This is a genomic window from Streptomyces sp. NBC_00510 (assembly GCA_036013505.1).
In the GTDB taxonomy this organism is placed as follows: Bacteria; Actinomycetota; Actinomycetes; order Streptomycetales; family Streptomycetaceae; genus Actinacidiphila.
On sequence record CP107851.1, the window covers coordinates 3,435,224 to 3,458,514 of the forward strand.

Here is a 23,291-nt window from a genome sequence, read left to right on the forward strand (position 1 = left end):
GGAGGCCGGGGCCGGATCATTACGCGGGTTTCACCACGCCCGATGGGGTGATCCGGCTCACAAGGTGCGCAGGGGGTGCGGCACGGGCGGTCAGCTGTCGAAGCCGAGGCCGAGCCGGTCCATCGTCTTGAGCCACAGGTTGCGCCGGCCGGCGTTGCGGTCGGCGCGGTCCAGCGACCACTTGGTGAGGCCGATGCCCGCCCACGCCAGGGGCTCGGGCGGGAAGGGCAGCGGCTTGGTGCGGACCATGCGCAGTGCGGTGCGGTCGGTGCGCTCGCCGGAGAGCAGGTCGAGCATGACGTCCCCGCCGAAGCGGGTGGCACCGACGCCGAGGCCGGTGTAGCCGGCGGCGTAGGCGACCTTCCCGTCGTGGGCGGTGCCGTAGAAGGCCGAGAAGCGCGAGCAGGTGTCGATCGCGCCGCCCCACGCATGGCTGAAGCGCACGCCCTCCAGTTGCGGGAAGCAGCGGAAGAAGTGCCCGGCGAGCTTCAGGTAGGTCTCCGGGCGTTCGTCGCGTGCGGCGTCCAGGCGGCCGCCGTACGGGTAGATGGCGTCGTAGCCGCCCCACAGGACGCGGTTGTCGGCGGTGAGCCGGAAGTAGTGGAACTGGTTGGCGCTGTCGCCGAGCCCCTGGCGCTTCTTCCAGCCGATCGCGCCGAGCTGCTGCGGCGTCAGCGGCTCGGTCACCAGCGCGTAGTCGTACACGGGGACGATGTAGGGACGCACCCGGCGCACCAACGAGGGGAAGACGTTGGTGCCGAGCGCGACGTGCCGGGCGAAGACCCGCCCGTACGGGGTGCGTACGGCCATGCCGGAGCCGTTGCGGGCGAGCTGGGTGGCACGGGTGTGCTCGTAGACGCGTACGCCCAGCTCCTCGCAGGCCCGCTTGAGGCCCCAGGCGAGCTTCGCCGGGTGCAGCATGGCGACGCCCCTGCGGTCCCACAGCCCGCCCACGAAGGTCGGCGAGTCGACCTCGGCACGGACCTGGTCACGGTCGAGCAGCTCCAGTTCGACGCCGTGCCGGGCGGCCTCCTCGGCGGAGGCCTGGAGGTCGTCGAGCTGGTAGGGCTCGGTGGCGACGTCGATCTCTCCGGAGCGTTCGAAGTCGCAGTCGATGGAGTAGCGGTCCACCGCCTCCTCGATGCCGTCGAGGTTGCGGTTGCCCAGCTCCTCCAGTCGCCCGAACTCCTCGGGCCAGCGGGCGAGTCCGTTGGCCAGGCCGTGGGTGAGGCTGGCGGCGCAGAAGCCGCCGTTGCGGCCGGACGCCGCCCAGCCCACCTCCTTGCCCTCGATCAGGACGACGTCGCGGCGCGGGTCGCGCTCCTTGGCGAGCAACGCGGTCCACAGCCCGGTGTAGCCGCCGCCGACCACCAGCAGGTCACAGTGCTCGTCGCCGACGAGCGCGGAGCCGGCCTGCGGCCTGCCGGGATCCTCCAGCCAGAACGGTGTCGGCTGCGCGTCGGCGAGCGAACGGGCTGGATCCATGGGGTCTCACACCTTTGCGGATGCGGTCGGCGGATTAACTATGGGCTTTCCTGCGGCGGCTGAGCAGCTGTCCGACGACGACGCACAGCACCGCCACGACGAACATCAGCGTGCCGATGACGTTCACCTGGACGGGCAGGCCCTTCTGGGCCGCGCCCCAGACGAACATCGGGAAGGTCACGGTGGCCGGGCCGGCGTTGAACTGCGTGATGATGAAGTCGTCGATGGAGATCGCGAAGCTGAGCAGCGCTCCCGCCGCGATGCCGGGCGCGGCGATCGGGAAGGTGATCCGCCAGAACGTCGACCACGGTGTGGCGTACAGGTCCTGCGCGGCCTGCTCCAGCCGCGGGTCCATGCTCATCACGCGCGCCTTGACCGCCGTCACGACGAAGCTGAGGCAGAACATGATGTGCGCGATGAGGATGGTCCAGAAGCCGAACTGGATGCGCATGTTGAGGAAGAGGGTGCCGAGCGAGGCGCCCATGACGATCTCGGGCATCGCCATCGGCAGCCAGATCAGGCCGGTCACCGGGCCGCGGCCGCGGAAGCGGTAGCGGCCGAGCGCGAAGGCGACCATGGTGCCGAGGATCGTGGCGCCGATGGTGGCGAGTACGGCGATCTCCAGGGACAGCGACACCGAGTCGCACATGTCGCCGACACCGCAGGGGTTGGCCCAGGCGTCGAGCGAGAAGTGGTTCCAGGAGTAGTTGAAGCGGCCCTTGGGCTGGTTGAAGGAGAAGATCAGGACGATCACGTTGGGGATCGTCATGTAGGCGAGTGCGGCCGCGGCGGCGAAGACGACGAGGCGCCGTCGCACCCAGTTCAGCACGGGCATCAGACCAGTTCCTCCGTCCCCGCCTTGCGGATGTAGACGGACACGATCACCAGGATCGCGGCCATGAGGATGAAGGACAGTGCGGCGGCGGTCGGGTAGTCGAGCACCGTGAGGAACTTGGACTGGATGACGTTGCCGATCATCTGCTCGCTGGGGCTGCCCAGCAACTCGGCGTTGATGTAGTCGCCGGAGGCGGGGATGAAGGTGAGCAGCGTGCCGGCCACGACGCCGGGCAGCGAGATCGGGAAGGTCACCTTGCGGAAGGTGGTGAAGGGCCGGGCGTACAGGTCGCCCGCCGCCTCGTGCAGCCGCGGGTCGATGCGCTCCAGCGAGCTGTAGAGCGGCAGGATCATGAAGGGCAGGAAGTTGTACGTCAGACCGCACACCACCGCCAGCGGGGTGGCGAGCACGCGGTCGTCGGCGGTGATGCCCAGGGACGCGGTGACGCTGAGGATGTGCAGCTTGTCCAGCACGGTGACGACGTAGCCGTCGTCCGCGAGGATCGTCTTCCAGGCCAGGGTGCGGATCAGGAAGCTGGTGAAGAACGGCGCGATGACCATGACCAGCAGCACGTTCCGCCAGCGGCCCGCCTTGAAGGCGATGGTGTACGCCAGCGGGTAGCCGATCGCCAGGCACAGCACGGTGGCGATGCCGGCGTAGATCAGCGAGCGCAGGTAGAAGACGTCGTATTCCTTGAACGCGTCCCAGTAGGTCGCGAAGTGCCAGGTGACGCGGTAGCCGGTCTCCAGGGAGCCGGTCTGCACCGAGGTCGAGGCCTGGTAGACCATCGGGGCGGCGAAGAAGACCAACAGCCACAGGATGCCGGGCAGCAGCAGCCAGTAGGGGACGAGTCTGCGCCGCCGGGCGGCGGCGCCGGCCGGGACCGGCGGGGTCTCCTCCGGTGCCCCGGCGGGGGCGGTGGAAAGGGCGGCCATTACGCGTTGACCTCCCCGGCCTCGATGTCCTGTGCGGCGTCGAGACCGAAGGTGTGCGCGGGGCTCCAGTGCAGCACCACCTCGGCGCCGGGGACGAGACGGCCGTCGCGTTCGACGTTCTGCGCGAAGACGGCCAGCTCCGGGCACCAGGGGCTGTTGACGACGTACTGGGTGGAGACGCCGATGAAGCTGGCGTCGACGATCCGCCCGGTGATCTTGTTGCGGCCCTCGGGGACCTCGGCCGCGTCGTCGGCGTGGACGATGGAGATCTTCTCGGGGCGCACCCCGGCGAGGAGCTTGTCGCCCGCCTGCACGGAGGGGACGCACCGTGCGCTGGGCATCGCCAGACGGCCGTCCCCGACGCTGAGCAGCAGGTCGTCGCCGCTGGTACCGGCGACCTCGGCCTCGATGAGGTTGGACTGGCCGAGGAAGTTGGCGACGAAGGTGGTGCTGGGGTTCTCGTACAGGTCGGTGGGCGCGCCGAGCTGCTCGATGCGGCCCGCGTTCATCACGGCGATGGTGTCGGCCATGGTCATGGCCTCTTCCTGGTCGTGCGTGACGTGCACGAAGGTGATGCCGACCTCGGTCTGGATGCGCTTGAGCTCCAGCTGCATCTGGCGGCGCAGCTTCAGGTCCAGGGCGCCCAGCGGTTCGTCGAGGAGCAGCACCTTGGGGTGGTTGATCAGGGCACGGGCGACGGCGACGCGCTGCTGCTGGCCGCCGGAGAGCTGGTGCGGCTTGCGGCGGGCGAGGTGACCCAGCTCGACGAGGTCGAGCATGTCCCCGACCTGGCCCTTGACGGACTTGATGCCGCGGCGGCGCAGGCCGAAGGCGACGTTCTCGTAGATGTCGAGGTGCGGGAAGAGCGCGTAGTTCTGGAAGACCGTGTTGACCGGGCGCTTGTACGGCGGCAGGCCGGTGACGTCCTGGTCGCCGATGCGGACGGTGCCGCTGCTGGGGTCCTCCAGACCGGCGATCATGCGCAGCGTGGTGGTCTTGCCGCAGCCGGAGGCACCCAGGAGCGCGAAGAAGGAGCCCTCGGGGATGGTGAGGTCGAGCGGGTGGACGGCGGTGAAGTCGCCGTAGTCCTTGCCGATGCCGGTGAGGGTCACGGCGCCGCCCGCGGAGGCGGGGTTCTTGCCGCCGGCCGGCTCGGTGAGCGGTGCGGTCTGCTGGGTCATGTCGTCAGATCCCTAACTGCGGTGGCCGGTCAGGCGCCGATGAGCTTGGCGAACTTGTCCTCGAAGGCGGTCTCCTCCTTGGAGGAGAGCGACCGGAAGGGATGGGCCTTCGCCTTCATCTCCGCGTTGGGAATGATCAGCGGGTTGTTGGCCACGTCCTTGTCGATCTTGAGGAGTTCCTCGTAGACGCCCGTGCAGGGCGTGATGTAGTTGACCCATGCCGCGAGCTCGGCGGCGATCGCGGGCTGGTAGTACCAGTCCATGAGCCGCTCGGCGTTCTTGCGGTGCTTGGAACCCGCCGGGACCAGCATGTTGTCGGTGGAGTAGATGTAGCCGGCGGGCGGGATCACGAACTTGATCTCGGGGTTGTCGGCCTGGAGCTGCACCAGGTCGCCGGCCCAGGCGACGCAGGCGGCGATGTTCCCCGAGGCGAGGCCGTCGGTGTACTCGTTGCCGGTGAACTGGCGGATCTGCTTGTTGTCCACGGCCTTCTGGACGCGGGCCACGGCCGCGTCGAAGTCGTCCGCGGTGAAGGACTCCGGCCGCTTGCCCATGTCGAGCAGGGTCATGCCTATGGTGTCGCGCATCTCGCTGAGCATGGCGACGCGGCCCTTGAGGTCGGGGTCGTCCAGCAGCTGGGAGACGCTGCCGACCTTCTTCCCCTTGGTCGCCTTCTCGTTGTAGGCGATGACGGTGGCGATGCCCTGCCAGGGGTAGGAGTGGGCGCGTCCGGGGTCCCAGTCGGGGTTGCGGAAACGTTGCTCCAGGTTGGTGAACGCGTTCGGCAGGTAGGTGGGGTCCAGCGGCTGGGCCCAGCCCAGGCGGATCATCCGGGCGGCCATCCAGTCGGTGAGGACGACCAGGTCGCGGCCGGTGGACTGGCCTGCGGCGAGCTGTGGTTTGATCTTGGCGAAGAACTCGACGTTGTCGGTGATGTCGTCGCTGTACTTGACCTTGATCCCGGTCTTCTTCTCGAAGGCCTCCAGGGTCGGCATGTGCTTCTCGTCGTCGCTCATGTCGATGTAGAGCTGCCAGTTCGAGAAGACCAGCGACTTGTCCTTGTCGGACAGGTCGTCGCTCTTCACACCGCCCTGGTTGTTGGTGGCGGCCGGGATGCCGCAGGCGGACAGCGTCCCGGCGCCCGCGACGCCGAGCCCCGCGCCGAGCACCCGGCGCCGGCTGACCGATGCCCTCCCGTTGGTCAGGCTGCGTTCCCACGCTTTGCGTACGGGCTCGGACAGGCCCTCGAACATCTCCATTGCGGTGCGGCCTCCAGGGGCGGTGGTGCGTGGGACGGACGGGCTAGCGGGCCGGTGGGGGGCGGTCCCGGAGGGGCCGGCGGCCGAGGGGTCAGCGGTCGCCGAAGATCGTGCGGTGCCAGTCCTTCCTGGCGACCGCGGTGTTGTCGTACATCACGTGCTTGACCTGCGTGTACTCCTCCAGGGAGTACACCGACATGTCCTTGCCGTACCCGGAGGCCCGGTAGCCCCCGTGCGGCATCTCGCTGATGATCGGGATGTGGTCGTTGACCCAGACGCACCCCGCCTTGATCTCACGGGTGGCACGGCCCGCACGGAAGACGTCACGGGTCCACGCGGACGCGGCCAGACCGTACGGCGTGTCGTTGGCCAGGGCCAGACCTTCATCATCGCTGTCGAACGGCAGCACGACCAGTACCGGCCCGAAGATCTCGGACTGGACGATCTCGCTGTCCTGCGCGGCGCCGGTGACCAGCGTGGGCCGGTAGAAGGCGCCCGCCGACGTGGGAGCGTGCCCGCCGGTGACGACCGTGGCGTAGGAGCGGGCGCGCTCCACGAAGGCGGCGACACGGTCGCGCTGGGTGTGGGAGATGAGCGGGCCGAGGTCGGTCTTGGCGTCGAAGGGATCGCCCACGCGGATGCCGGAGAAGAGGTCGGCGACCCCGGCGACGAAGGCGTCGTAGAGGGGGCGCTGCACGTAGGCACGGGTCGCGGCGGTGCAGTCCTGGCCGGTGTTGATCAGGGCACCGGCGACCGCGCCGTGGACGGCCGCCTCCAGGTCGGCGTCGTCGAACACGACGAAGGGCGCCTTGCCGCCGAGTTCCAGGTGGAGCCGCTTGACGGTGGCGGTGGCGATCTCCGCGACGCGCTTGCCGACCGCGGTGGAGCCGGTGAAGGAGGTCATGGCGACGTCCGGGTGCCCCACCAGGTGCTCGCCCGCCTCCTGGCCGGCGCCGGTGACGATGTTGACCACGCCCGCCGGGATGCCCGCCTCGGTCGCCGCCTGGGCGAACATCAGCGAGGTCAGCGGGGTCAGCTCGGCCGGCTTGAGCACGATGGTGTTGCCCGCGGCGATCGCCGGGAGGACCTTCCAGGCGGCCATCTGCAGCGGGTAGTTCCACGGTGCGATGGAGCCCACGACGCCGACGGGCTCGCGCCGCACGTAGGAGGTGTGGTCGCCGGAGTACTCCCCCGCCGCCTTGCCCTCCAAGTGACGGGCGGCGCCCGCGAAGAAGGCGGTGTTGTCGACGGTGCCCGGGACGTCGAACTCGGTGGTCAGCCGGAGCGGTTTGCCGCACTGCAGCGACTCGGCGTACGCGAACTCGGCGGCCTGCGCCGCGAGGACGCCGGCGAAGCGGTGCATGGCGTCGGAGCGCGCACCGGGGGTGGCGCCGGCCCAGCCGGGCAGCGCCTCCGAGGCGGCGGCGACGGCGGCGTCCACGTCGGCGGTGCCGGCCAGTTCACAGGAGTACACGGTCTCGCCGGTGGCCGGGTCGACCACGGGGTGCCGCCGGCCCGAGGTGCCGGGGCGCAAGGTTCCGCCGATGTACTGGGCCCCCTCGGCGAAACGCTCCCTCACATCGAACTCGCCGTTCGCGCTGAGGTCCATCGTCTTCTCCTCGCACTCGGCTCGGCGGCGTGGCCAAAGCCTTGATTGGTGGACGATCCTGACAGAGTAGGCTCGCCCCAACAAGTGATTCCGTTGTTGCCTTTTGGTTACGCGACGAATTCTGTGTTCACCTGGCGGCCGCAACAGATCGTCACCGTGGACGATGCCGGGCCCCACGTACACCGGGCAACCGACACATCGCATGCCGTGCGACGGGGGCCTTTACACCCTGGAGCTACGGTGGCACGACGTTCCGCCCCCGTTCCGCCCCGGAGGTCACCGTGTTTCCCACCGTCGCCGAGGTCCTGGAACTGGACGTGCTCAGGCGGGGTTCGCCGCAGGTGGTCGCCGGCTCCGGCGGACTGCAGCGCCCGGTGCGCTGGGTGCACATCAGCGAGCTGGCCGACATCGCGGGCATGCTCCACGGGGGCGAGCTGGTCCTCACCACGGGCGTGATGCTGCCCGACGACAAGGAGTCCCTGGCCCGCTACATCGACGGCCTCGCCGACGTCGGCGCCGCGGGCCTCGTCCTCGAACTGGGCCGGCGCTACGCGGACGCCCTCCCCCGCCCCCTGGTCCGGGCCGCGGAACGGCGCGGACTGCCGCTGGTGGCACTCCGTACCGAGGTGCGCTTCGTGGCGGTGACCGAGGCCGTGCACGCCCACGTCGTCGACGCCCAGCTGACCGAGCTGCGGGCGTCGGAGGCGGTGCACCAGATCTTCAACGAGCTGTCCGTCGAGGGCGCGGAGCCCGATGAGGTCGTGCGGGAGGTGGCCCGGATGGCGGGCGCGCCCGTCGTGCTGGAGAACCTCTCCCACCAGGTGCTCGCCTTCGACCCGGCCGGCCAGGACCCGGAGGCCCTGCTCGACGGCTGGGAGCGGCGCAGCCGCGGCGTCCACCCGGCCGGGCGCACCGGCCACGACCCGCGCACCGGCTGGCTGGTCACCGCCGTGGGGGCGCGCGGCCGCGACTGGGGCAGGCTGGTGATCGTCGGCGAGCCCACGCCCGACGAGGAGCCGGAACCGGGCGAACGCCCGCACCGGCACAGCGTGCTGCTGGAGCGGGGGGCGGCCACCCTCGCGCTCAACCGGCTGCTGGAGCGCGACCGGGAGTCCCTGGAACGGCAGACCCACCGCACCCTGCTCTCCGGCATCCTCACCCACGCCCTGACCGTCTCCGACGTGGCGCTGCGCGCCCGCGCCCTGGGCGTGCCGCTGGAGGGCCGGCGGCTGGTCGGCGTCATGCTGCGGCTGCGCGGCGGACCGGCCTCGGCCGCCCTGGAGGCGCAGGCCCGGCTGCGGGACTTCACCGAGACCGCCGCCCAGGCCGTGCGCGAGCGGGGCCTGACCGCGCTCACCGGCACCCTCGACGACGGCGGCGTCGGCGTGCTGGTCTCCCTCGGCCCGTCCGACCACGAGCACACCGCACTGGAGGACTTCGCCGCCGCGCTCACCCGGCTGACCGAGTCCGCCCCCGACGGCGGCCCCGCCTTCGTCATGGCGGCCGGCTCCTCCGTCGGCTCCCTGCGCGACGCCCGCCGCACCCTGCTGGAGGCGGCACAGGTCGCGGACGCCGCGATGCACGGCGGGCGCAAGGCGGGCACCTATTACCGGCTGCCCGACGTCCGGTTGCGCGGCCTGCTGCACCTCCTGCGCGACGACGCGCGGCTGCAGACGTACGTCGAGCGCGAGCTCGGCCCGCTGCTCTCGTACGACGCCGAGCACGGCACGGACCTCGTCCGGATCCTCACCGTCTACCTGGACGCCGGCCGCAACAAGTCGGCCGCGGCCGACGCCGCGCACCTGTCGCGGCCCTCCTTCTACGACCGGCTGCACCGGGTCGAGCGCGTCCTCGGCATCGACCTGGACCAGGTCGAGTCCTGCCTCTCGCTGCACGTGGCCCTGCTGGCGCTGGACGCGGTGCGGCGCTGAGGCGGCCCCGCGGCGCCCCCGTTACGGGACGTCCAGGTGCCAGTAGGTGTAGTCGTAGTCGAAGCCGGGGGCGACCTCGACCTGGAAGGTGCCGTCCTCGTCGTCCTTCGGCACGACTACGGTGATCTCCCTTGTCGCACGCTCCCCCGGCGACAGTTCGTCGGGCAGGCCCACACCGGCGGTCAGGTCGCGCAGGCCTTCTTCCTCGAAGTCCTCCCCGTAGGCCGAGATCTCGCTCTCGATCAGGTCGGCGGTCCCGTCGCCGGTGTTCTCCACCTCGACGGAGAAGGTGACGGCGGTGCCGTCCCCGACCAGGCCCGTCGGGAGGTCGTTCGCCAGGTGGACGTCCGAGAGCGTGACGTGGACCCCGTCGTCGTAGAGCGCGGTGCCGTCGACGTCCAGCGGCGCCCCCCAGTCACCGTTTTGGGAGGTGATGAGATCGTCGTCCGGCCCGTCGAACCAGCCGTCGTCGATCCCGCCGACCACCAGGGCGATCATCGCGCCCGACAGGACGACGGAGACGATCCCGAGGATGAGGCCGGTCAACGCCTGCGGCCGGTTGGTCGCCTCGCCGCGCCGGGCGATCCGCAGGCCGACGATGCCGCAGACGACGGCCGCGATGCCGAGCGGGAGGCCGAGGAAGGCCCCGAAGCAGGAGACGGCCAGGACGGCGCCCACGATGCCCATGATCATCGCCGTCAGGCCGACGCCGTTGCGGGCGACGGGCGGCGCCCATCCGCCGTAAGGGCCCACCGCGTAGCCGGGGTGGGCGGGGTAGCCCGGGTGGGCCGGGTAGCCCGGGTACGCGGGGTACTCCGGCTGAGTGGGGTGGCTCGGGTAACCGGGGTAACCGGGGTAGCCCGGGTAGGTGGCATGGGGCGGCTGCGGCGGCACGGCCGCCGCCGCGTCCGGGGCCGACGGGGCCCAGGGATCGCGCGGCTGCTGCGCCGGCCCGGGCGCGGGTGCGTCCACGGGTACCGGACGCTTGGTCAGCGTCACGTGCTCCTGCGGGGCCTGCGGTACCGGCGGGACGGGCGGTCCCCAGGGGTTGTACCCGGCCGGCGCACCCGGCTGCCCGTACCCGGGGGCGACCGGCACCGGCGGCGCCCACGGATCCCGCGGCCCGGGCGCCCCCGCGGGCGGCACGGCGGCGGGAGCGTCGACGTACGGTGCAGCGCCCCCGGCGGGTGCGGCCTCCACAGGAGTCACGCTTCCCGGGACCTGCGCGCCCTCGACATCGGGAGCCGTCGCGGCATCCCCGCCCGAAGCAGCGCCGGATCCGCCGTCCTCGACCGGCACGTCGGCAGGCGTCGCGCCCTCCGCAGCAGTCACGCTTCCCCGCACCCCCGCGCCCTCGACATCGGGAGCCGTCGCGGCGTCCCCGCCCGAGGCGGCACCGGATTCGGCGTCCGTGGGCGCCGCAGGCGCCGGGGCGGGCAGCTCGAAGTCGGGTGCGGGCCGTGCGTCCGCCGGGGCCGCCGAGGACGACGGGGCCGCCGCTTCGGGGGTGTCGCTCGCGGCGTCGCGGGGCGTCGGGTGCTCGGGCTCGTGGGACATCGCTGCCTTCCTGCTGACTACGTCGGGCAATGCTATGGCCTGCGAAGACGCCGGACGGAGGCAATTTCGCGTTTACGATGGCGGTTGCCGCCGACCCCGCAGGAGGATCGCCCCATGTCCGACACCGCGTCAGCCCTCGACGCCTTCATCGCGGGACTCCCGAAGGCCGAGCTCCACGTGCACCACGTCGGCTCGGCCTCACCGCGCATCGTGGCGGAGCTGGCCGCGCGGCACCCGGATTCCAAGGTGCCCACCGACCCCGCCGCCCTCGCCGAGTACTTCAGCTTCCGGGACTTCGCCCACTTCATCGAGGTCTACCTGTCCGTCGTCGACCTGATCCGCGACGCGGAGGACGTGCGTCTGCTGACGTACGAGGTCGCCCGCGACATGGTGCGCCAGAACATCCGCTACGCCGAGCTGACCGTCACCCCGTACAGCTCGGTCCGCCGCGGCATCCCGGACAAGGCGTTCGTGGAGGCCATCGAGGACGCCCGCAAGGCGGCCGAGGCGGAGCTCGGCATCGTGCTGCGCTGGTGCTTCGACATCCCGGGCGAGGCCGGGCTGGCATCCGCCGAGGAGACCGCGCGCATCGCCACCGAGCTGCAGCCGGACGGACTGGTCAGCTTCGGCCTGGGCGGGCCCGAGATCGGTGTGCCGCGCCCGCAGTTCAAGCCGTACTTCGACCGCGCCCGCGCCGTCGGCCTGCACAGCGTGCCGCACGCGGGCGAGACCACCGGCCCGCAGACGATCTGGGACGCCCTGGGCGACCTGGGCGCCGAGCGCATCGGCCACGGCACCAGCGCCACCCAGGACCCGCGCCTGCTGGACCACCTGGCCGAGCACCGCATCCCGCTGGAGGTCTGCCCGACCTCCAACATCGCCACCCGCGCCGTCGCCACGCTCGACGAGCACCCCGTCAAGGAGATGGTGGCCGCGGGCCTGCTCGTCACCATCAACAGCGACGACCCGCCGATGTTCGGCACCGACCTCAACACCGAGTACGCGGTGGCCGCGCGGCTGCTGCAGCTCGACGAGGGCGGGCTGGCCCAGCTCGCCAGGAACGCCGTCGAGGCCTCCTTCCTCGACGCCCCCGGCAAGGCGAAGCTCACCGCCGAGATCGACTCCTACCTGGCGGGATGGCAGCGCTAGCGGTCGCCCACCGCGGCGACCCGTACCGCCACCGCGAGAACACCCTGCCCTCGCTGCGCAGCGCGCTGCGCGCGGGGGCGGACGCGGTGGAGATGGACGTACGGCTGAGCCGCGACGGCGTGCCGGTGCTGCTCCACGACCCCACGCTGAAGCGGCTGTGGGGCGTGGACTCCACCGTCGCCGGCCTCGCGGCGGACCGGCTGCCACCGGGCGTGCCGACCCTCCACGAGGCGCTGACCGCCGTGGACGGCTGCCGGGCCCTGGTCGACCTCACCCTGCCGGAGTCCGCGGGCCCGGTGCTGTCCGCGGTCCGGGACGCGGGCGCCGGGGACCGTACGTACTACTGCGGGGAGGCGGCCGCCGTGCTGGCGGTGCGGGACCACGACCCGGCCGCCGAGATCGCGCTGACCTGGAAGACCTCCGCGCCGGTGCCGCCGCTGCTGCTGTCGGAGCTGCGGCCGCGCTGGATCAACCTGCGCTTCGGGCTGGTGCGCGCGCCCCTGGTGGAGTGGGCGCGCGGCGAGGGCCTGCTGGTCGGCGCGTGGACGGCGGACCTGCGCCGGACGATGCGACGGCTGGAGCGGCTCGGCGTCGACGCCGTCACGAGCAACCGCATCGACGTGCTGCGCGCGGAGTTGAGCGGCCGGTGAGCTTCTCCCCGTCGGCCGCGGGCACCGGGCGTTCCTCCGCGGTGATGTCGCGAGCGCCGCGGTCTCCTCGCCGTACGGCCCCGGACCCGTGCAACCGTCGGTCCGTCAGGCGACGGCCGGCTCGGCCGGCACGGTGTCGGAGCGCTCCAGTCGCTTGATCATCCGCCGCAGGACGAACAGCGGCACGATGCCGAGGACGCCGAAGGCCATGTCCACGGGCATCCACCACAGCGGCAGGCCGCGCAGCGGGATGCAGATCGCCGCGAGCGGGATGACGCCGACACAGGCGATCATGGCCCACTCCACGATCCAGATGTTGCGCACCGGGTCGCGCCAGACGCCGTAGAAGGCCACCGCGATCACCAGGTGAGCGAAGGCGAGCCAGTCCGTCCCGTACATCATGAACGGGTACTTCTCGTCGCTGGCGTCGAGTCCCTCCCGTACGTGGGAGATCCAGTCACCGATGGCTCCGGGCAGGCCCCAGCCGTCCACCCACCGCACCTCGTGCACGAGCGGGAACGCGGTGGCGCCGCTCAGCACCAGGCACACGACGAAGACGACCAGCCATGCGCGTATGCGCTGTTCAAGGGCTCTTCGATACTCCATGGAGCGGAGCGTACGCGTACATGCCACGGCCCCGGACACGGGGGCCGGTCCGGGGCCGTGGCGGGCTCGCGCCCTGCGGCGTCAGCCGTCCAGGGACGTCATGACGTGCTTGATGCGGGTGTAGTCCTCGAAGCCGTAGGCGGACAGGTCCTTGCCGTAGCCGGACTTCTTGAACCCGCCGTGCGGCATCTCGGCGACCAGCGGGATGTGGGTGTTGATCCAGACGCAGCCGAAGTCGAGGCGCTTGGACATGCGCATCGCACGGGCGTGGTCCTTGGTCCACACCGAGGAGGCGAGGGCGTACTCGACGCCGTTCGCCCACTCCACGGCCTGGTCCTCGTCGGTGAAGGGCTGGACGGTGATGACCGGGCCGAAGACCTCGTTCTGGATGATCTCGTCGTCCTGCTTGAGGCCGGAGACGACGGTCGGCGCGTAGAAGAAGCCCTTCTCGCCGACCCGGTGGCCGCCGGCCTCGACCTTGGCGTGCGCCGGGAGGCGCTCGATGAAGCCGGTGACCTGGGCGAGCTGGTTGGCGTTGTTCAGCGGGCCGTACAGCACGTCCTCGTCGTCCGGGGCGCCGGTCTTGGTGTCGGCGGCGGTCTTGGCGAGCTGGGCCACGAACTCGTCGTGGATCGACTCGTGGACCAGGACGCGGGTCGCGGCGGTGCAGTCCTGGCCGGCGTTGAAGTAGCCGGCGACGGCGATGTCCTCGACCGCCTTGGCGATGTCGGTGTCCTGGAAGACCACCACCGGCGCCTTGCCGCCGAGCTCCAGGTGGACCCGCTTGACGTCCTTGGCCGCGCTGGCCGCCACCTGCATGCCGGCCCGGACCGAACCGGTGATGGAGGCCATCGCGGGGGTCTCGTGCTCGACCATCAGGCGGCCCGTCTCGCGGTCGCCGCAGACGACGTTGAAGACGCCCTCGGGCAGGATCCCGCCGATGATCTCGGCGATCAGCACGGTGGAGGCCGGGGTGGTGTCCGAGGGCTTCAGCACGACCGTGTTGCCCGCGGCGATCGCCGGGGCGAACTTCCACACGGCCATCATCATCGGGTAGTTCCACGGAGCGACCTGGGCGCAGACGCCGACCGGCTCACGGCGGATGATCGAGGTCATGCCCTCCATGTACTCGCCGGCCGAACGGCCCTCGAGCATGCGGGCGGCACCCGCGAAGAAGCGGATCTGGTCGACCATCGGAGGGATCTCCTCGCTGGCCGTCAGCCCGATCGGCTTGCCGGTGTTCTCGCTCTCGACGGCCACGAGCTCGTCCGCCCGCGCCTCGAAGGCGTCCGCGATCTTCAGCAGCGCCTTCTGGCGCTCGGAGGGCGTCGTGTCGCGCCAGGCCGGGAAGGCGGCCGCCGCGGCGGCCATGGCCGCGTCGACATCGGCGGCGGCGGAGAGCGGGGCGGTCGCGTAGACCTCGCCGGTGGCGGGGTTCACCACGTCGGTGGTGCGCCCGTCGGCGGCGTCGCGGAATTCTCCGTTGATGTGGTTGCGCAAGGTACGGAGCTCGCTCACTGCACCTCTCCCTGTTCCTGGTTCCTGTCCGATGTGTGAGACGGACACCAGCCTACCTGCAGCACTGCCGTATTCGACATAGCCGAAACTCCGAAACAATGGATTCCGTGAGTTTCGAGCCCTCAAACCACGGATTTCATCGATCGGGGGTTGCGTGACGGCTGACCTCTCGTGCAGAGTGGGGTCCGTGGCCACTCGTACTCCGGATCACAGGGGCGCCAACGGTGCCTTCGTGATCGATTCCGTCTCCAAGGCGATCATCGAACAGCTCCAGGAGGACGGCAGGCGTCCGTACGCCGCCATCGGCAAGGCCGTGGGCCTGTCGGAGGCGGCCGTACGGCAGCGCGTCCAGAAGCTGCTCGACCAGGGCGTCATGCAGATCGTCGCCGTCACCGACCCGCTCACCGTGGGGTTCCGGCGACAGGCGATGGTCGGCATCAACGTCGAGGGCGACATCGAACACGTCGCCGACGCGCTCGCGGAGATGACGGAGGTCGAGTACGTCGTCGTGACCGCGGGCTCCTTCGATCTGCTGATCGAGATCGTCTGCGAGGACGACGACCATCTCCTGGAGACGATCAACAAGCGGATCCGCACGCTGCCCGGCGTGCGGTCCACCGAGAGCTTCGTCTACCTCAAGCTCCGGAAGCAGACCTACACCTGGGGAACCAGATAGCCATGAGCGCGGACCTTTCCAAGACCGCGTACGACCACCTGTGGATGCACTTCACCCGCATGTCGTCGTACGAGAACGCCCCTGTGCCGACCATCGTGCGCGGCGAGGGCACGTACATCTACGACGACAAGGGCAAGCGGTACATCGACGGCCTCGCGGGGCTGTTCGTGGTCAACGCCGGCCACGGCCGCGTGGAGCTCGCCGAGACCGCCTACAAGCAGGCCCAGGAGCTCGCCTTCTTCCCGGTGTGGAGCTACGCCCACCCCAAGGCCGTCGAGCTCGCCGAGCGCCTGGCCGACTACGCCCCCGGCGACCTCAACAAGGTCTTCTTCACCACCGGCGGCGGCGAGGCGGTCGAGACCGCCTGGAAGCTCGCCAAGCAGTACTTCAAGCTCAAGGGCAAGCCGACCAAGTACAAGGTCATCTCGCGCGCCGTCGCCTACCACGGCACCCCGCAGGGCGCCCTGTCCATCACCGGCCTGCCGGGCCTGAAGGCCCCCTTCGAGCCGCTGGTCCCCGGCGCCCACAAGGTGCCCAACACCAACATCTACCGCACCCCGCTCTTCGGCGACGACCCCGAGGCCTTCGGCCGCTGGGCCGCCGACCAGATCGAGCAGGAGATCCTCTTCGAGGGCCCCGACACCGTCGCGGCCGTCTTCCTCGAGCCGGTGCAGAACGCCGGCGGCTGCTTCCCGCCCCCGCCCGGGTACTTCCAGCGGGTCCGCGAGATCTGCGACCAGTACGACGTGCTGCTCGTCTCCGACGAGGTCATCTGCGCCTTCGGCCGCCTGGGCACCATGTTCGGCTGCGACAAGTTCGGCTACGTCCCGGACATGATCACCTGCGCCAAGGGCATGACCTCCGGCTACTCCCCCATCGGCGCGTGCATCATCTCCGACCGCATCGCCGAGCCCTTCTACAAGGGCGACAACACCTTCCTCCACGGCTACACCTTCGGCGGCCACCCGGTCTCGTCGGCGGTCGCCCTGGCCAACTTCGACATCTTCGAGCGCGAGCAGCTCAACCAGCACGTGCTCGACAACGAGGGCGCCTTCCGCGCCACCCTGGAGAAGCTCCACGACCTGCCGATCGTCGGCGACGTCCGCGGGAACGGCTACTTCTACGGCATCGAGCTGGTGAAGGACAAGGCCACCAAGGAGACCTTCACCGACGAGGAGACCGAGCGCGTCCTGTACGGCTTCCTCAGCAAGGCGCTCTTCGAGAACGGCCTCTACTGCCGTGCCGACGACCGCGGCGACCCGGTCGTGCAGCTCGCGCCGCCGCTGATCGCCGACCAGTCGACGTTCGACGAGATCGAGGGCGTCCTGCGCACCGTCCTCACGGAGGCCTGGACCAAGCTCTGATCCGCTTTTTCGAGGCTCGGTTCGCCTCCGGGGCGCTCTCAGCCGATCGGCCTTTTCGAGGCTCGGTTCGCCTCCGGGGCGCTCTCAGCCGATGTCGACGGTCGATCGTGCTCGGTCCCTCGTTCCTCGGGACCTCCGCGCGTTCTCCCTTTCGACACCGGCCGCGCCCCTTCGGCTCACTCGCCGAAGCATCCACGGGCCGGGGCACGCACATCGCGCGCCCCGGCCCGTCGGCGTTTCCGCGACGGACAACGGCGCCGGGGGCTAGTCCGCACGGGTGGCCGCGCCCGGGAAAGCCCGCCCTTAGCCGTGGTCCCGGGGCGTGGGGCGCGTACGGTGCCGCAGTGACCCGGACTCCCCGCGTTCGTTAGAGGCCAACGTGAACCCACCCGACAACGACGTGCTGTGGGCCCGCGGCCTGCGCCACGCGCACGACCGCTCACCCGCTCTGCTCGGCGTGTCACTCGGCGTACGGGAGGGCGAGATCCTCGGCGTCCTCGGCCCGCACGGCGCCGGGAAGACCACCCTGCTGCGCTGCCTGTCCGGTGAGCTGCTCCCCGAGCAGGGCGAGGTGTGGTTCAACAGCTCCCCCGTGCACACCCTGGGCGTGACCGCCCGCGAGCGGCTGCGCCGTGAGCGCTTCGGCTGGATCGACAGCAGCCCGCAGCTGCTCCCCGAACTGACCGTCCGGGAGAACGCCGCGCTGCCGCTCCTGCTGTGCGGCGTCCCGTACCGCACGGCGCGCGCCGCCGCGCAGGAGTGGCTGGACCGGCTGGACATCGGCGGGGCCGCCCGCAAGCGTCCCGGCCGGCTGCTGCAGGCCGAGCGGCAGCGGGTGGCGATCGCCCGCGCCCTGGTCAACCGGCCCTCCGTGGTCTTCGCCGACGAACCGACCGCGCCGCTGCACCGCGCGGACCGCGCCCAGGTGCTGCGCATGCTGACCAGCGCCGCCCGCTCGCACGGCATCACCGTGGTGCTCGCCTCCAACGAACCCGAGGTCGTCTCGCTCGCCGACCGGGTGGTCACCCTCGTCGACGGGCGCTTCGTGGCCGGCATGCCGCATCAGGAGCGGGAGGACGCCGACTCGTGCTCAGCCTCCGTGTAGCCCTCGGCTCCCGTCCGGAGGTGCTGCTGCGCCGACTGCTGGTCGTCGCCGCGGCCGCCGGCACGGGGTTCCTGCTGCTCGCCGTCCTCGGGCACGCCCTCGCGCACCCCGAGGACGCCCCGGACGGCCTGGTCCGGCTGCTCTGGTGCGCCGTGCCGTTCGCCGCCACCGTCCACCTGTCGGTGCTCGTGGCCCGTACGGAGCCGAGCGGACGGCTGCACGCGGGCCTGACCGCGGCCGGGCTCGGCCGGCACGGGCTGCCCCTGCTGGCCGCGGCGAGCTCCGCCCTGAACTGCGGCCTGGGCGTCCTGATCGCGCTCCTGGGCTTCCTCTTCCTCCGCGGCGAGCTGCCCGGCCCGCACCTCGGCGGTGCCGCCGAGGCGCTGGGCGCGGACCGGGAACTCCCGTTCGCGGGCGCGGTGACCCTGCTGGCCTCACTGCCGCTGGCCGCGGCTGTCTCGGCCGCGGTCGTGCTGCGGCCACGGCGCTCCGGTGGGGACGAGGCGGCCGTCCGCGAGGGCGGGGCGCCGTCCGGACTGCCGTGGGGGACCGCGCTCGTGGCGATCGGCCTCGCCGTGCAGATCTCCTCGGCCGGGGACGCCGGCGCCCCGGGGCCCGACGGCGCTCTCCCGCTGCCCGGCGGTCTCGGCCATGCCGCTCCGGCCGTCGTCGGCGGCTGGCTGCTGACGGCCACGGGCATGGTGCTGGCCATGCCGGGCCTCGTCCACCTGTGCGGACGGCTGCTGGCGGCGTACCGGCCGGGTGCCCTGCGACTCCTCGCGGGCCGCGCCCTCCAGGAGGAGGCGACGCTCGTGGGCCGTCCGCTGGGCGCGCTGTGCGCGGTCGCCGCCACCGCGCTCGCCGGCAGCGATCGGTTCGGCGCCGTGGCGCACCCCGTCGGACCGCTCACCGTGCTGGGCGCCGTCCTCGTCGTCCTGTCGGCGGTCGCGACCGCCCTCACCGCGACCGTGGACGCCAAGCGCGCCCGCCGTCCGGCCACCGCCGCCCTCAGCCGGCTCGGCACGCCCGCCGCGCTGCTGCGCAACGCGGCCGCCGTGCGCGCCCTCGCGGTCCTCGGCGTCGTGCTCCCGCTGACCCTGCTCATCGCCCACCTGGGCACACTGCCACTGCCGTAGCGCCGTGCGGAGCCCCGCGGCGGCGGCCCCCGCCGCGGGCGCTAGGGTGGCGGGCGTGCTGTCGCCGAACGATCCGAACGATCACGAGATAGAGACCCTCGATGAGTTCGACCGCGTCGCCGCGTCGGGCTCGCTGCGCGGACACCGCGTCCAGTCGGTCGACCTGACGACCCGTACGCCCGCCCTGATGTCCGCCGACACGACCGAGGCCGTGTTCCTGGGCTGCCCGATGGAGCCGGAGGCGGCCGCCCACGTCCGCGCCGGCGGCGCCATGGTCTTCCCGCCCGTCCCGGACCTGCCCTTCGATCCGTACCGGGGCTCCCTCTACGGCCCCGACGCGCTGTACGAGGGCCTTGAGGCCGGCGGCTACGAGGCGACGCCGGACGCCCGCGGCTACCAGTGGTTCCTGCGCACCCGGGGCAGCGGCGACATCTACGCTTCGATGCTCCGCAGCATCCACGACGACGCCGTCTCCGACGCCTTCGACGAACTCGTCGCGGACGCCCGCGTCGTGGGCGTCATGGGCGGTCACGCCATGGAGCGCGGCACGGAGGCGTACGCGGGCGCCGCCCGCCTCGGCCGGGCGCTGGCCCGCGAGGGCCTGAGCGTGGCCACGGGCGGCGGGCCCGGCGCCATGGAGGCGGCCAACCTCGGCGCCTACGCAGCGCCCTTCGGCGACGCGATGCTCGTCGAGGCCCTGGAGACGGTGGCCAAGGTCCCCTCCTTCCGCCCGTCCGTCACGGACTGGGCGCGCACCGCCTTCGACGTGCGCGACCGCTGGCCCGGCGGCGGCGCCTCCATCGGCGTGCCGACGTGGTTCTACGGCCACGAGCCGCCGAACGCCTTCGCCGCGCACATCGCCAAGTACTTCGCCAACGCCACCCGCGAGGACGGCCTGCTGGCCCGCTGCACCGCCGGGGTCGTCTTCCTGCCGGGCGCCGCGGGCACCGTCCAGGAGATCTTCGACAACACCACGCCGAACTACTACGAGTCCAACGGCGCCCCCCGCCCCATGGTGCTGGTCGACCGGGACCACTGGACCCGGCGCCTGCCGGCGTGGCCCCTTCTCCAGGCGCTGGCGGAAGGCCGCTCCATGGAGCAGCGCATCGCGCTCGTCGACTCCGTCGAGGACGCCCCGGAGGCCCTGGCACGCCTGACGCGAGGTCAGGGCCGGTAGCGCCCGCGGGCCTGGAGCCGGCGTCCCGCCGCCCACAGGACGAGTCCGGCCCGAGCGCGAAACCTGGCCCCCTCCGGCGTCTCGTCGGTCTCCTGGACGCGGTCGCCGAAGACGATGGCGGTACGGCGGCGTGCCGGACGACGCCGCCGCCGATGACGGATCCTGCCGGACGCCTCCGCGAAGGGCCGGCCGTGGGCGTCGCGCGTGGAGTAGGCCCTCACCGCCGTGACCACGGCGGGCACCGGGCGCGCGGGCGGAGCCGTCTCGGAGGTGCCCACGGTCTCCAGGCCGCGCCGGTACGGGACGGCCGGTACGAACACCCCGCCGGGCAGGAGCAGCAGCGCCAAAGCCACCGCCACCGAGATATCGCGTCGTGCGCGCTCCATGAGCTCGCCCCCCGGGGGGAGTGCCACCCCCGGGCCGCGGAAGGTCGCGCGGCGGCGGATGGCGGCCGGAGCCCCCTACCCGCCCAGGACCACGACCTCGTCCGCCGTGAAGGAGACGCCGACCGTGTCGCCCTCGGCGGGGGCGTCGCGCAGGGCGCAGCCGGCCTCCAGCGGGGGGCCTTCCTCGGGGCGCAGGAGGAGGGTGACCTGGTCGCCGCGGAAGGTACGCGCGAGCACGTCGCAGCGCAGCCCGTCGGCGGCCGGGACGAGCCGTACGCCGGCGGGCCGGACGAGCAGCCGCCCGGCGCCCTGCGGGGAGCCCGGGGGGACGGGGACCTTGCCCCAGGCGGTGTCGGCGGCGTCGCCGGTGACGGTGGCGGCCACCACGTTGTCGAAGCCGAGGAAGCGGGCGACGAACTCGGAGGCGGGCCGCTGCCACACCTCCAGCGGGGTGCCGGCCTGCTCGATCCGGCCGTCGCGCATGACGACGACGCGGTCGGCCAGCGCGAAGGCCTCGCTCTGGTCGTGCGTGACGGCCAGCACCGTGGTGCCCAGCCGCTGGAAGAGCCCGCGCAACTCGACCACCAGGCGCTCTCGCAGGCCCCGGTCGAGCTGGCCGAGCGGCTCGTCGAGCATGAGCAGCCGCGGCCCGGGTGCCAGGGCCCGGGCCAGGGCGACGCGCTGCTGCTCGCCGCCGGACAGGGACGCGACGGCGCGCCGCTGCGCGCCGGGCAGACCCACGAGTTCCAGCAACTCCTGGACCGTGCGCTCCCGTTCGGCGCGTCCCGCGCCGCGCATGCGCAGACCGAAGTCGACGTTCCCGGCGACGTCGCGCTGCGGGAAGAGCTGGTGGTCCTGGAACATCAGGCCCACGCCACGCCGGTGCGCGGGAACCCCCGTTTGGTCGCGGCCGGCCAGCAGGACGCGCCCGGCGTCCAGCGGCTGCAGCCCGGCGACGACCCGCAGCAGCGTGGACTTCCCGCTGCCGCTGGGCCCGAGCACGCACACCGTCTCGTGCTCGGCGACCTCCAGGCCGACGGCGTCCAGGGCGGTGTGCCCGCCGAAGCGCACGGTGGCGCCGTCCAGTCGCAGCAGGGTCATCAGAACTCCCCTGACCTGTCGATGCGGATACGTTCCAGCGCCAGCAGCGCCCCCGCGCACACCAGCATCAGCACGGTGCTGAGCGCCATCGCCTGGCCGTAGTTGAGCTCTCCGGCCCGCCCGAGGAAGCGGGCGACCGCGACCGGGAGGGTGGGGTTGTCGGGACGGGCGATGAAGACGGTGGCGCCGAACTCGCCCAGGGACACGGCGAAGGCGAAGCCGGCCGCCACCAGCAGCGCCCGCCGCACCAGCGGAAGGTCGACCTCGCGCCACACCCGCAGCGGGGAGGCGCCGAGCACCGCCGCCGCCTCGCGCAGCCGGTCGTCCACGGCACGCAGCACCGGCAGCATGGTGCGCACCACGAAGGGCACGCCGACCAGCGCCTGCGCGAGCGGCACGAGGATCCACGAGGAGCGCAGGTCCAGCGGCGGCTCGTCGAGGGTGATGAGGAAGCCGAAGCCGATGGTCACCGCCGAGGTCCCGAGCGGCAGCATGAGCAGGGCGTCGAAGCCCCGCACGAGGCGCCCGGCCCGCCGGGTGAGGGCGGCCGCGGCCAGCCCGCCGACGACCAGGGCGATCGCGGTGGCGGCGGCCGCGTACTGCAGCGAGTTCCAGACCGCGGCGACGGGCGCCACCAGGAAGGTCCCGCCGCTGCCGGCCACCGAGCCCAGCGCCCGGTAGTAGCCGAGGCCGTAGCCGTCCGGCCCGTGCAGCGAGCGCTCGGCCAGCACACCCAGCGGCAGCAGGATCAGCAGCGCTGCCACGCCGAGCGCGCCCGTGAGCAGCCCCCACTCACCGGCACCGCGCGGCCGGCGCGCGGTGCGGGCCGGGTCCACCAGCCGCAGCGCGCTCTCCCTGCGCCGTACGGTCCCGGCGTGCACGGCGAGGATCGCCGCGACGGCGGCGAACTGGACGATCGTCAGCACGGCCGCCGTCGGCAGGTCCAGCAACTGCGCGGTCTCGCGGTAGATCTCCACCTCCAGGGTGGAGAAGGTGGGACCGCCGAGGATCTGGATCACGCCGAAGGAGGTGAAGGTGAAGAGGAAGACCATCAGCGCGGCCGCGGCGACAGCGGGGGCGAGGGCGGGCAGCGTCACCCTGCGCCAGGCCGCGAGGCGTCCCGCGCCGAGGACCCGCGCGGCCTCCTCCTGCCGGGGGTCCAGCTGTGCCCACAGCCCGCCCACGGTCCGTACGACCACGGCGTAGTTGAAGAAGACGTGCGCGAGGAGGATCGCCCAGACCGTGGTGTCCAGGCGCACGCCCCACAGTTCGTCGAGCAGCCCGCCGCGCCCCAGCAGCGCGAGGAAGGCCGAGCCGACGACCACTGTCGGCAGCACGAAGGGCACGGTCACCACCGCGCGCAGCACCTGCTTGCCGGGGAAGTCGAAGCGGGCGAAGACGTACGCGCCGGGCAGCGCGATCGCCAGGGTGAGCGCGGTGGAGGCGGCCGCCTGCCAGCAGGTGAACCACAACATGTGCGCGATGTCGGGCTCGCCCAGCACCTCCGCGAACCGGCCGAACCGCCACCGTCCGCCCTCGCGGAGCCCGCGGGCGACGATGGCGGCGACCGGGTAGCCGAAGAACAGCCCGAAGAACGCGACCGGCACGGCCATCAGGCCCAGCCGTACGGC

General features: G+C 72.1%; 20 protein-coding genes. 8 read left to right on the plus strand and 12 right to left on the minus strand.

Annotation, left to right across the window (positions count from 1 at the left end; genetic code table 11):
• Positions 1 to 90: 90 nt before the first annotated feature.
• The 6 genes from OG937_15005 to OG937_15030 all read right to left on the minus strand — a co-directional run bounded on the left by OG937_15005 (position 91) and on the right by OG937_15030 (position 7,304).
• Complete coding sequence (locus OG937_15005; GenBank protein ID WUD72914.1) at positions 91 to 1,485, minus strand: FAD-binding oxidoreductase; 1,395 nt, start codon at positions 1,483 to 1,485, stop codon at positions 91 to 93.
• A 34-nt stretch (positions 1,486 to 1,519) separates the two neighbouring features.
• Positions 1,520 to 2,320, minus strand: a complete 801-nt coding sequence (locus OG937_15010; GenBank protein WUD72915.1) for an ABC transporter permease — start codon at positions 2,318 to 2,320, stop codon at positions 1,520 to 1,522.
• Positions 2,320 to 3,255, minus strand: coding sequence for an ABC transporter permease (locus tag OG937_15015; GenBank protein ID WUD72916.1), 936 nt, complete (start codon positions 3,253 to 3,255; stop codon positions 2,320 to 2,322). Before OG937_15015 ends, OG937_15010 begins: the two co-directional genes overlap by 1 nt.
• A complete protein-coding gene (locus tag OG937_15020; protein ID WUD72917.1) occupies positions 3,255 to 4,436 on the minus strand; it encodes an ABC transporter ATP-binding protein in 1,182 nt (393 codons plus the stop codon). The genes OG937_15015 and OG937_15020 overlap by 1 nt, the downstream gene beginning before the upstream one ends.
• Positions 4,437 to 4,465: 29 nt before the next feature.
• Positions 4,466 to 5,695, minus strand: a complete 1,230-nt coding sequence (locus OG937_15025) for a spermidine/putrescine ABC transporter substrate-binding protein (protein WUD72918.1) — start codon at positions 5,693 to 5,695, stop codon at positions 4,466 to 4,468.
• Between the two features lie 91 nt (positions 5,696 to 5,786).
• On the minus strand, positions 5,787 to 7,304 hold the full coding sequence (locus tag OG937_15030) for a gamma-aminobutyraldehyde dehydrogenase (protein ID WUD72919.1): 1,518 nt from the start codon (positions 7,302 to 7,304) through the stop codon (positions 5,787 to 5,789).
• A 281-nt stretch (positions 7,305 to 7,585) separates the two neighbouring features.
• On the opposite strand from OG937_15030, the gene OG937_15035 reads away from it, so the two are divergent.
• Positions 7,586 to 9,235: a PucR family transcriptional regulator ligand-binding domain-containing protein gene (locus OG937_15035; protein ID WUD72920.1), complete on the plus strand. Its 1,650-nt coding sequence runs from the start codon at positions 7,586 to 7,588 to the stop codon at positions 9,233 to 9,235.
• Positions 9,236 to 9,256: 21 nt separating this feature from the next.
• Here OG937_15035 and OG937_15040 read toward each other — a convergent pair whose 3' ends face one another.
• On the minus strand, positions 9,257 to 10,792 hold the full coding sequence (locus OG937_15040; protein WUD72921.1) for a hypothetical protein: 1,536 nt from the start codon (positions 10,790 to 10,792) through the stop codon (positions 9,257 to 9,259).
• Between the two features lie 114 nt (positions 10,793 to 10,906).
• Here OG937_15040 and OG937_15045 point away from each other — a divergent pair, with 114 nt between their 5' ends.
• Together OG937_15045 and OG937_15050 are read left to right on the plus strand one after the other, a co-directional pair.
• Positions 10,907 to 11,941 (plus strand): adenosine deaminase, encoded by a 1,035-nt coding sequence (locus OG937_15045; GenBank protein WUD72922.1) that lies wholly within the window; start codon positions 10,907 to 10,909, stop codon positions 11,939 to 11,941.
• Positions 11,929 to 12,591, plus strand: a complete 663-nt coding sequence (locus OG937_15050; protein ID WUD72923.1) for a glycerophosphodiester phosphodiesterase — start codon at positions 11,929 to 11,931, stop codon at positions 12,589 to 12,591. The genes OG937_15045 and OG937_15050 overlap by 13 nt, the downstream gene beginning before the upstream one ends.
• Before the next feature lie 105 nt (positions 12,592 to 12,696).
• Here OG937_15050 and OG937_15055 read toward each other — a convergent pair whose 3' ends face one another.
• Both OG937_15055 and OG937_15060 read right to left on the minus strand, forming a co-directional pair.
• On the minus strand, positions 12,697 to 13,197 hold the full coding sequence (locus OG937_15055; GenBank protein WUD72924.1) for a hypothetical protein: 501 nt from the start codon (positions 13,195 to 13,197) through the stop codon (positions 12,697 to 12,699).
• 81 nt (positions 13,198 to 13,278) lie between these two features.
• Positions 13,279 to 14,715, minus strand: coding sequence for a gamma-aminobutyraldehyde dehydrogenase (locus OG937_15060; protein ID WUD72925.1), 1,437 nt, complete (start codon positions 14,713 to 14,715; stop codon positions 13,279 to 13,281).
• A gap of 232 nt (positions 14,716 to 14,947) precedes the next feature.
• On the opposite strand from OG937_15060, the gene OG937_15065 reads away from it, so the two are divergent.
• From OG937_15065 to OG937_15085, 5 genes are all read left to right on the plus strand, one after another.
• Positions 14,948 to 15,391, plus strand: coding sequence for an Lrp/AsnC family transcriptional regulator (locus tag OG937_15065; GenBank protein ID WUD72926.1), 444 nt, complete (start codon positions 14,948 to 14,950; stop codon positions 15,389 to 15,391).
• Between the two features lie 2 nt (positions 15,392 to 15,393).
• Positions 15,394 to 16,755: an aspartate aminotransferase family protein gene (locus OG937_15070; GenBank protein ID WUD72927.1), complete on the plus strand. Its 1,362-nt coding sequence runs from the start codon at positions 15,394 to 15,396 to the stop codon at positions 16,753 to 16,755.
• 379 nt (positions 16,756 to 17,134) lie between these two features.
• On the plus strand, positions 17,135 to 17,860 hold the full coding sequence (locus tag OG937_15075; protein ID WUD72928.1) for an ATP-binding cassette domain-containing protein: 726 nt from the start codon (positions 17,135 to 17,137) through the stop codon (positions 17,858 to 17,860).
• Positions 17,842 to 18,996, plus strand: a complete 1,155-nt coding sequence (locus OG937_15080; protein WUD72929.1) for a hypothetical protein — start codon at positions 17,842 to 17,844, stop codon at positions 18,994 to 18,996. The genes OG937_15075 and OG937_15080 overlap by 19 nt, the downstream gene beginning before the upstream one ends.
• Before the next feature lie 46 nt (positions 18,997 to 19,042).
• Positions 19,043 to 20,173 carry an LOG family protein gene (locus OG937_15085; protein ID WUD78742.1) on the plus strand — a complete coding sequence of 377 codons (1,131 nt, stop codon included), beginning with the start codon at positions 19,043 to 19,045 and terminating at the stop codon, positions 20,171 to 20,173.
• Here OG937_15085 and OG937_15090 read toward each other — a convergent pair.
• From OG937_15090 to OG937_15100, 3 genes are all read right to left on the minus strand, one after another.
• Positions 20,161 to 20,559 (minus strand): hypothetical protein, encoded by a 399-nt coding sequence (locus OG937_15090; GenBank protein ID WUD72930.1) that lies wholly within the window; start codon positions 20,557 to 20,559, stop codon positions 20,161 to 20,163. The genes OG937_15085 and OG937_15090 overlap by 13 nt on opposite strands.
• A 75-nt stretch (positions 20,560 to 20,634) precedes the next feature.
• The gene (locus tag OG937_15095) at positions 20,635 to 21,660 is read right to left on the minus strand and encodes an ABC transporter ATP-binding protein (protein WUD72931.1); all 1,026 of its coding nucleotides are present in this window, start codon (positions 21,658 to 21,660) and stop codon (positions 20,635 to 20,637) included.
• Positions 21,660 to 23,273, minus strand: a complete 1,614-nt coding sequence (locus OG937_15100) for an iron ABC transporter permease (protein ID WUD78743.1) — start codon at positions 23,271 to 23,273, stop codon at positions 21,660 to 21,662. Before OG937_15100 ends, OG937_15095 begins: the two co-directional genes overlap by 1 nt.
• Positions 23,274 to 23,291 lie beyond the last annotated feature (18 nt).

Bases quoted from the DNA above. Each gene is read 5' to 3' on its own strand.
- OG937_15090 (WUD72930.1), bottom strand. From the start codon at position 20,559: ATGGAGCGCGCACGACGCGATATCTCGGTGGCGGTGGCTTTGGCGCTG.
- OG937_15005 (WUD72914.1), bottom strand. From the start codon at position 1,485: ATGGATCCAGCCCGTTCGCTCGCCGACGCGCAGCCGACACCGTTCTGG.
- OG937_15050 (WUD72923.1), top strand. From the start codon at position 11,929: ATGGCAGCGCTAGCGGTCGCCCACCGCGGCGACCCGTACCGCCACCGC.
- OG937_15020 (WUD72917.1), bottom strand. From the start codon at position 4,436: ATGACCCAGCAGACCGCACCGCTCACCGAGCCGGCCGGCGGCAAGAAC.
- OG937_15070 (WUD72927.1), top strand. From the start codon at position 15,394: ATGAGCGCGGACCTTTCCAAGACCGCGTACGACCACCTGTGGATGCAC.
- OG937_15030 (WUD72919.1), bottom strand. From the start codon at position 7,304: ATGGACCTCAGCGCGAACGGCGAGTTCGATGTGAGGGAGCGTTTCGCC.
- OG937_15045 (WUD72922.1), top strand. From the start codon at position 10,907: ATGTCCGACACCGCGTCAGCCCTCGACGCCTTCATCGCGGGACTCCCG.
- OG937_15010 (WUD72915.1), bottom strand. From the start codon at position 2,320: ATGCCCGTGCTGAACTGGGTGCGACGGCGCCTCGTCGTCTTCGCCGCC.
- OG937_15055 (WUD72924.1), bottom strand. From the start codon at position 13,197: ATGGAGTATCGAAGAGCCCTTGAACAGCGCATACGCGCATGGCTGGTC.
- OG937_15025 (WUD72918.1), bottom strand. From the start codon at position 5,695: ATGGAGATGTTCGAGGGCCTGTCCGAGCCCGTACGCAAAGCGTGGGAA.
- OG937_15040 (WUD72921.1), bottom strand. From the start codon at position 10,792: ATGTCCCACGAGCCCGAGCACCCGACGCCCCGCGACGCCGCGAGCGAC.
- OG937_15100 (WUD78743.1), bottom strand. From the start codon at position 23,273: ATGGCCGTGCCGGTCGCGTTCTTCGGGCTGTTCTTCGGCTACCCGGTC.
- OG937_15095 (WUD72931.1), bottom strand. From the start codon at position 21,660: ATGACCCTGCTGCGACTGGACGGCGCCACCGTGCGCTTCGGCGGGCAC.
- OG937_15015 (WUD72916.1), bottom strand. From the start codon at position 3,255: ATGGCCGCCCTTTCCACCGCCCCCGCCGGGGCACCGGAGGAGACCCCG.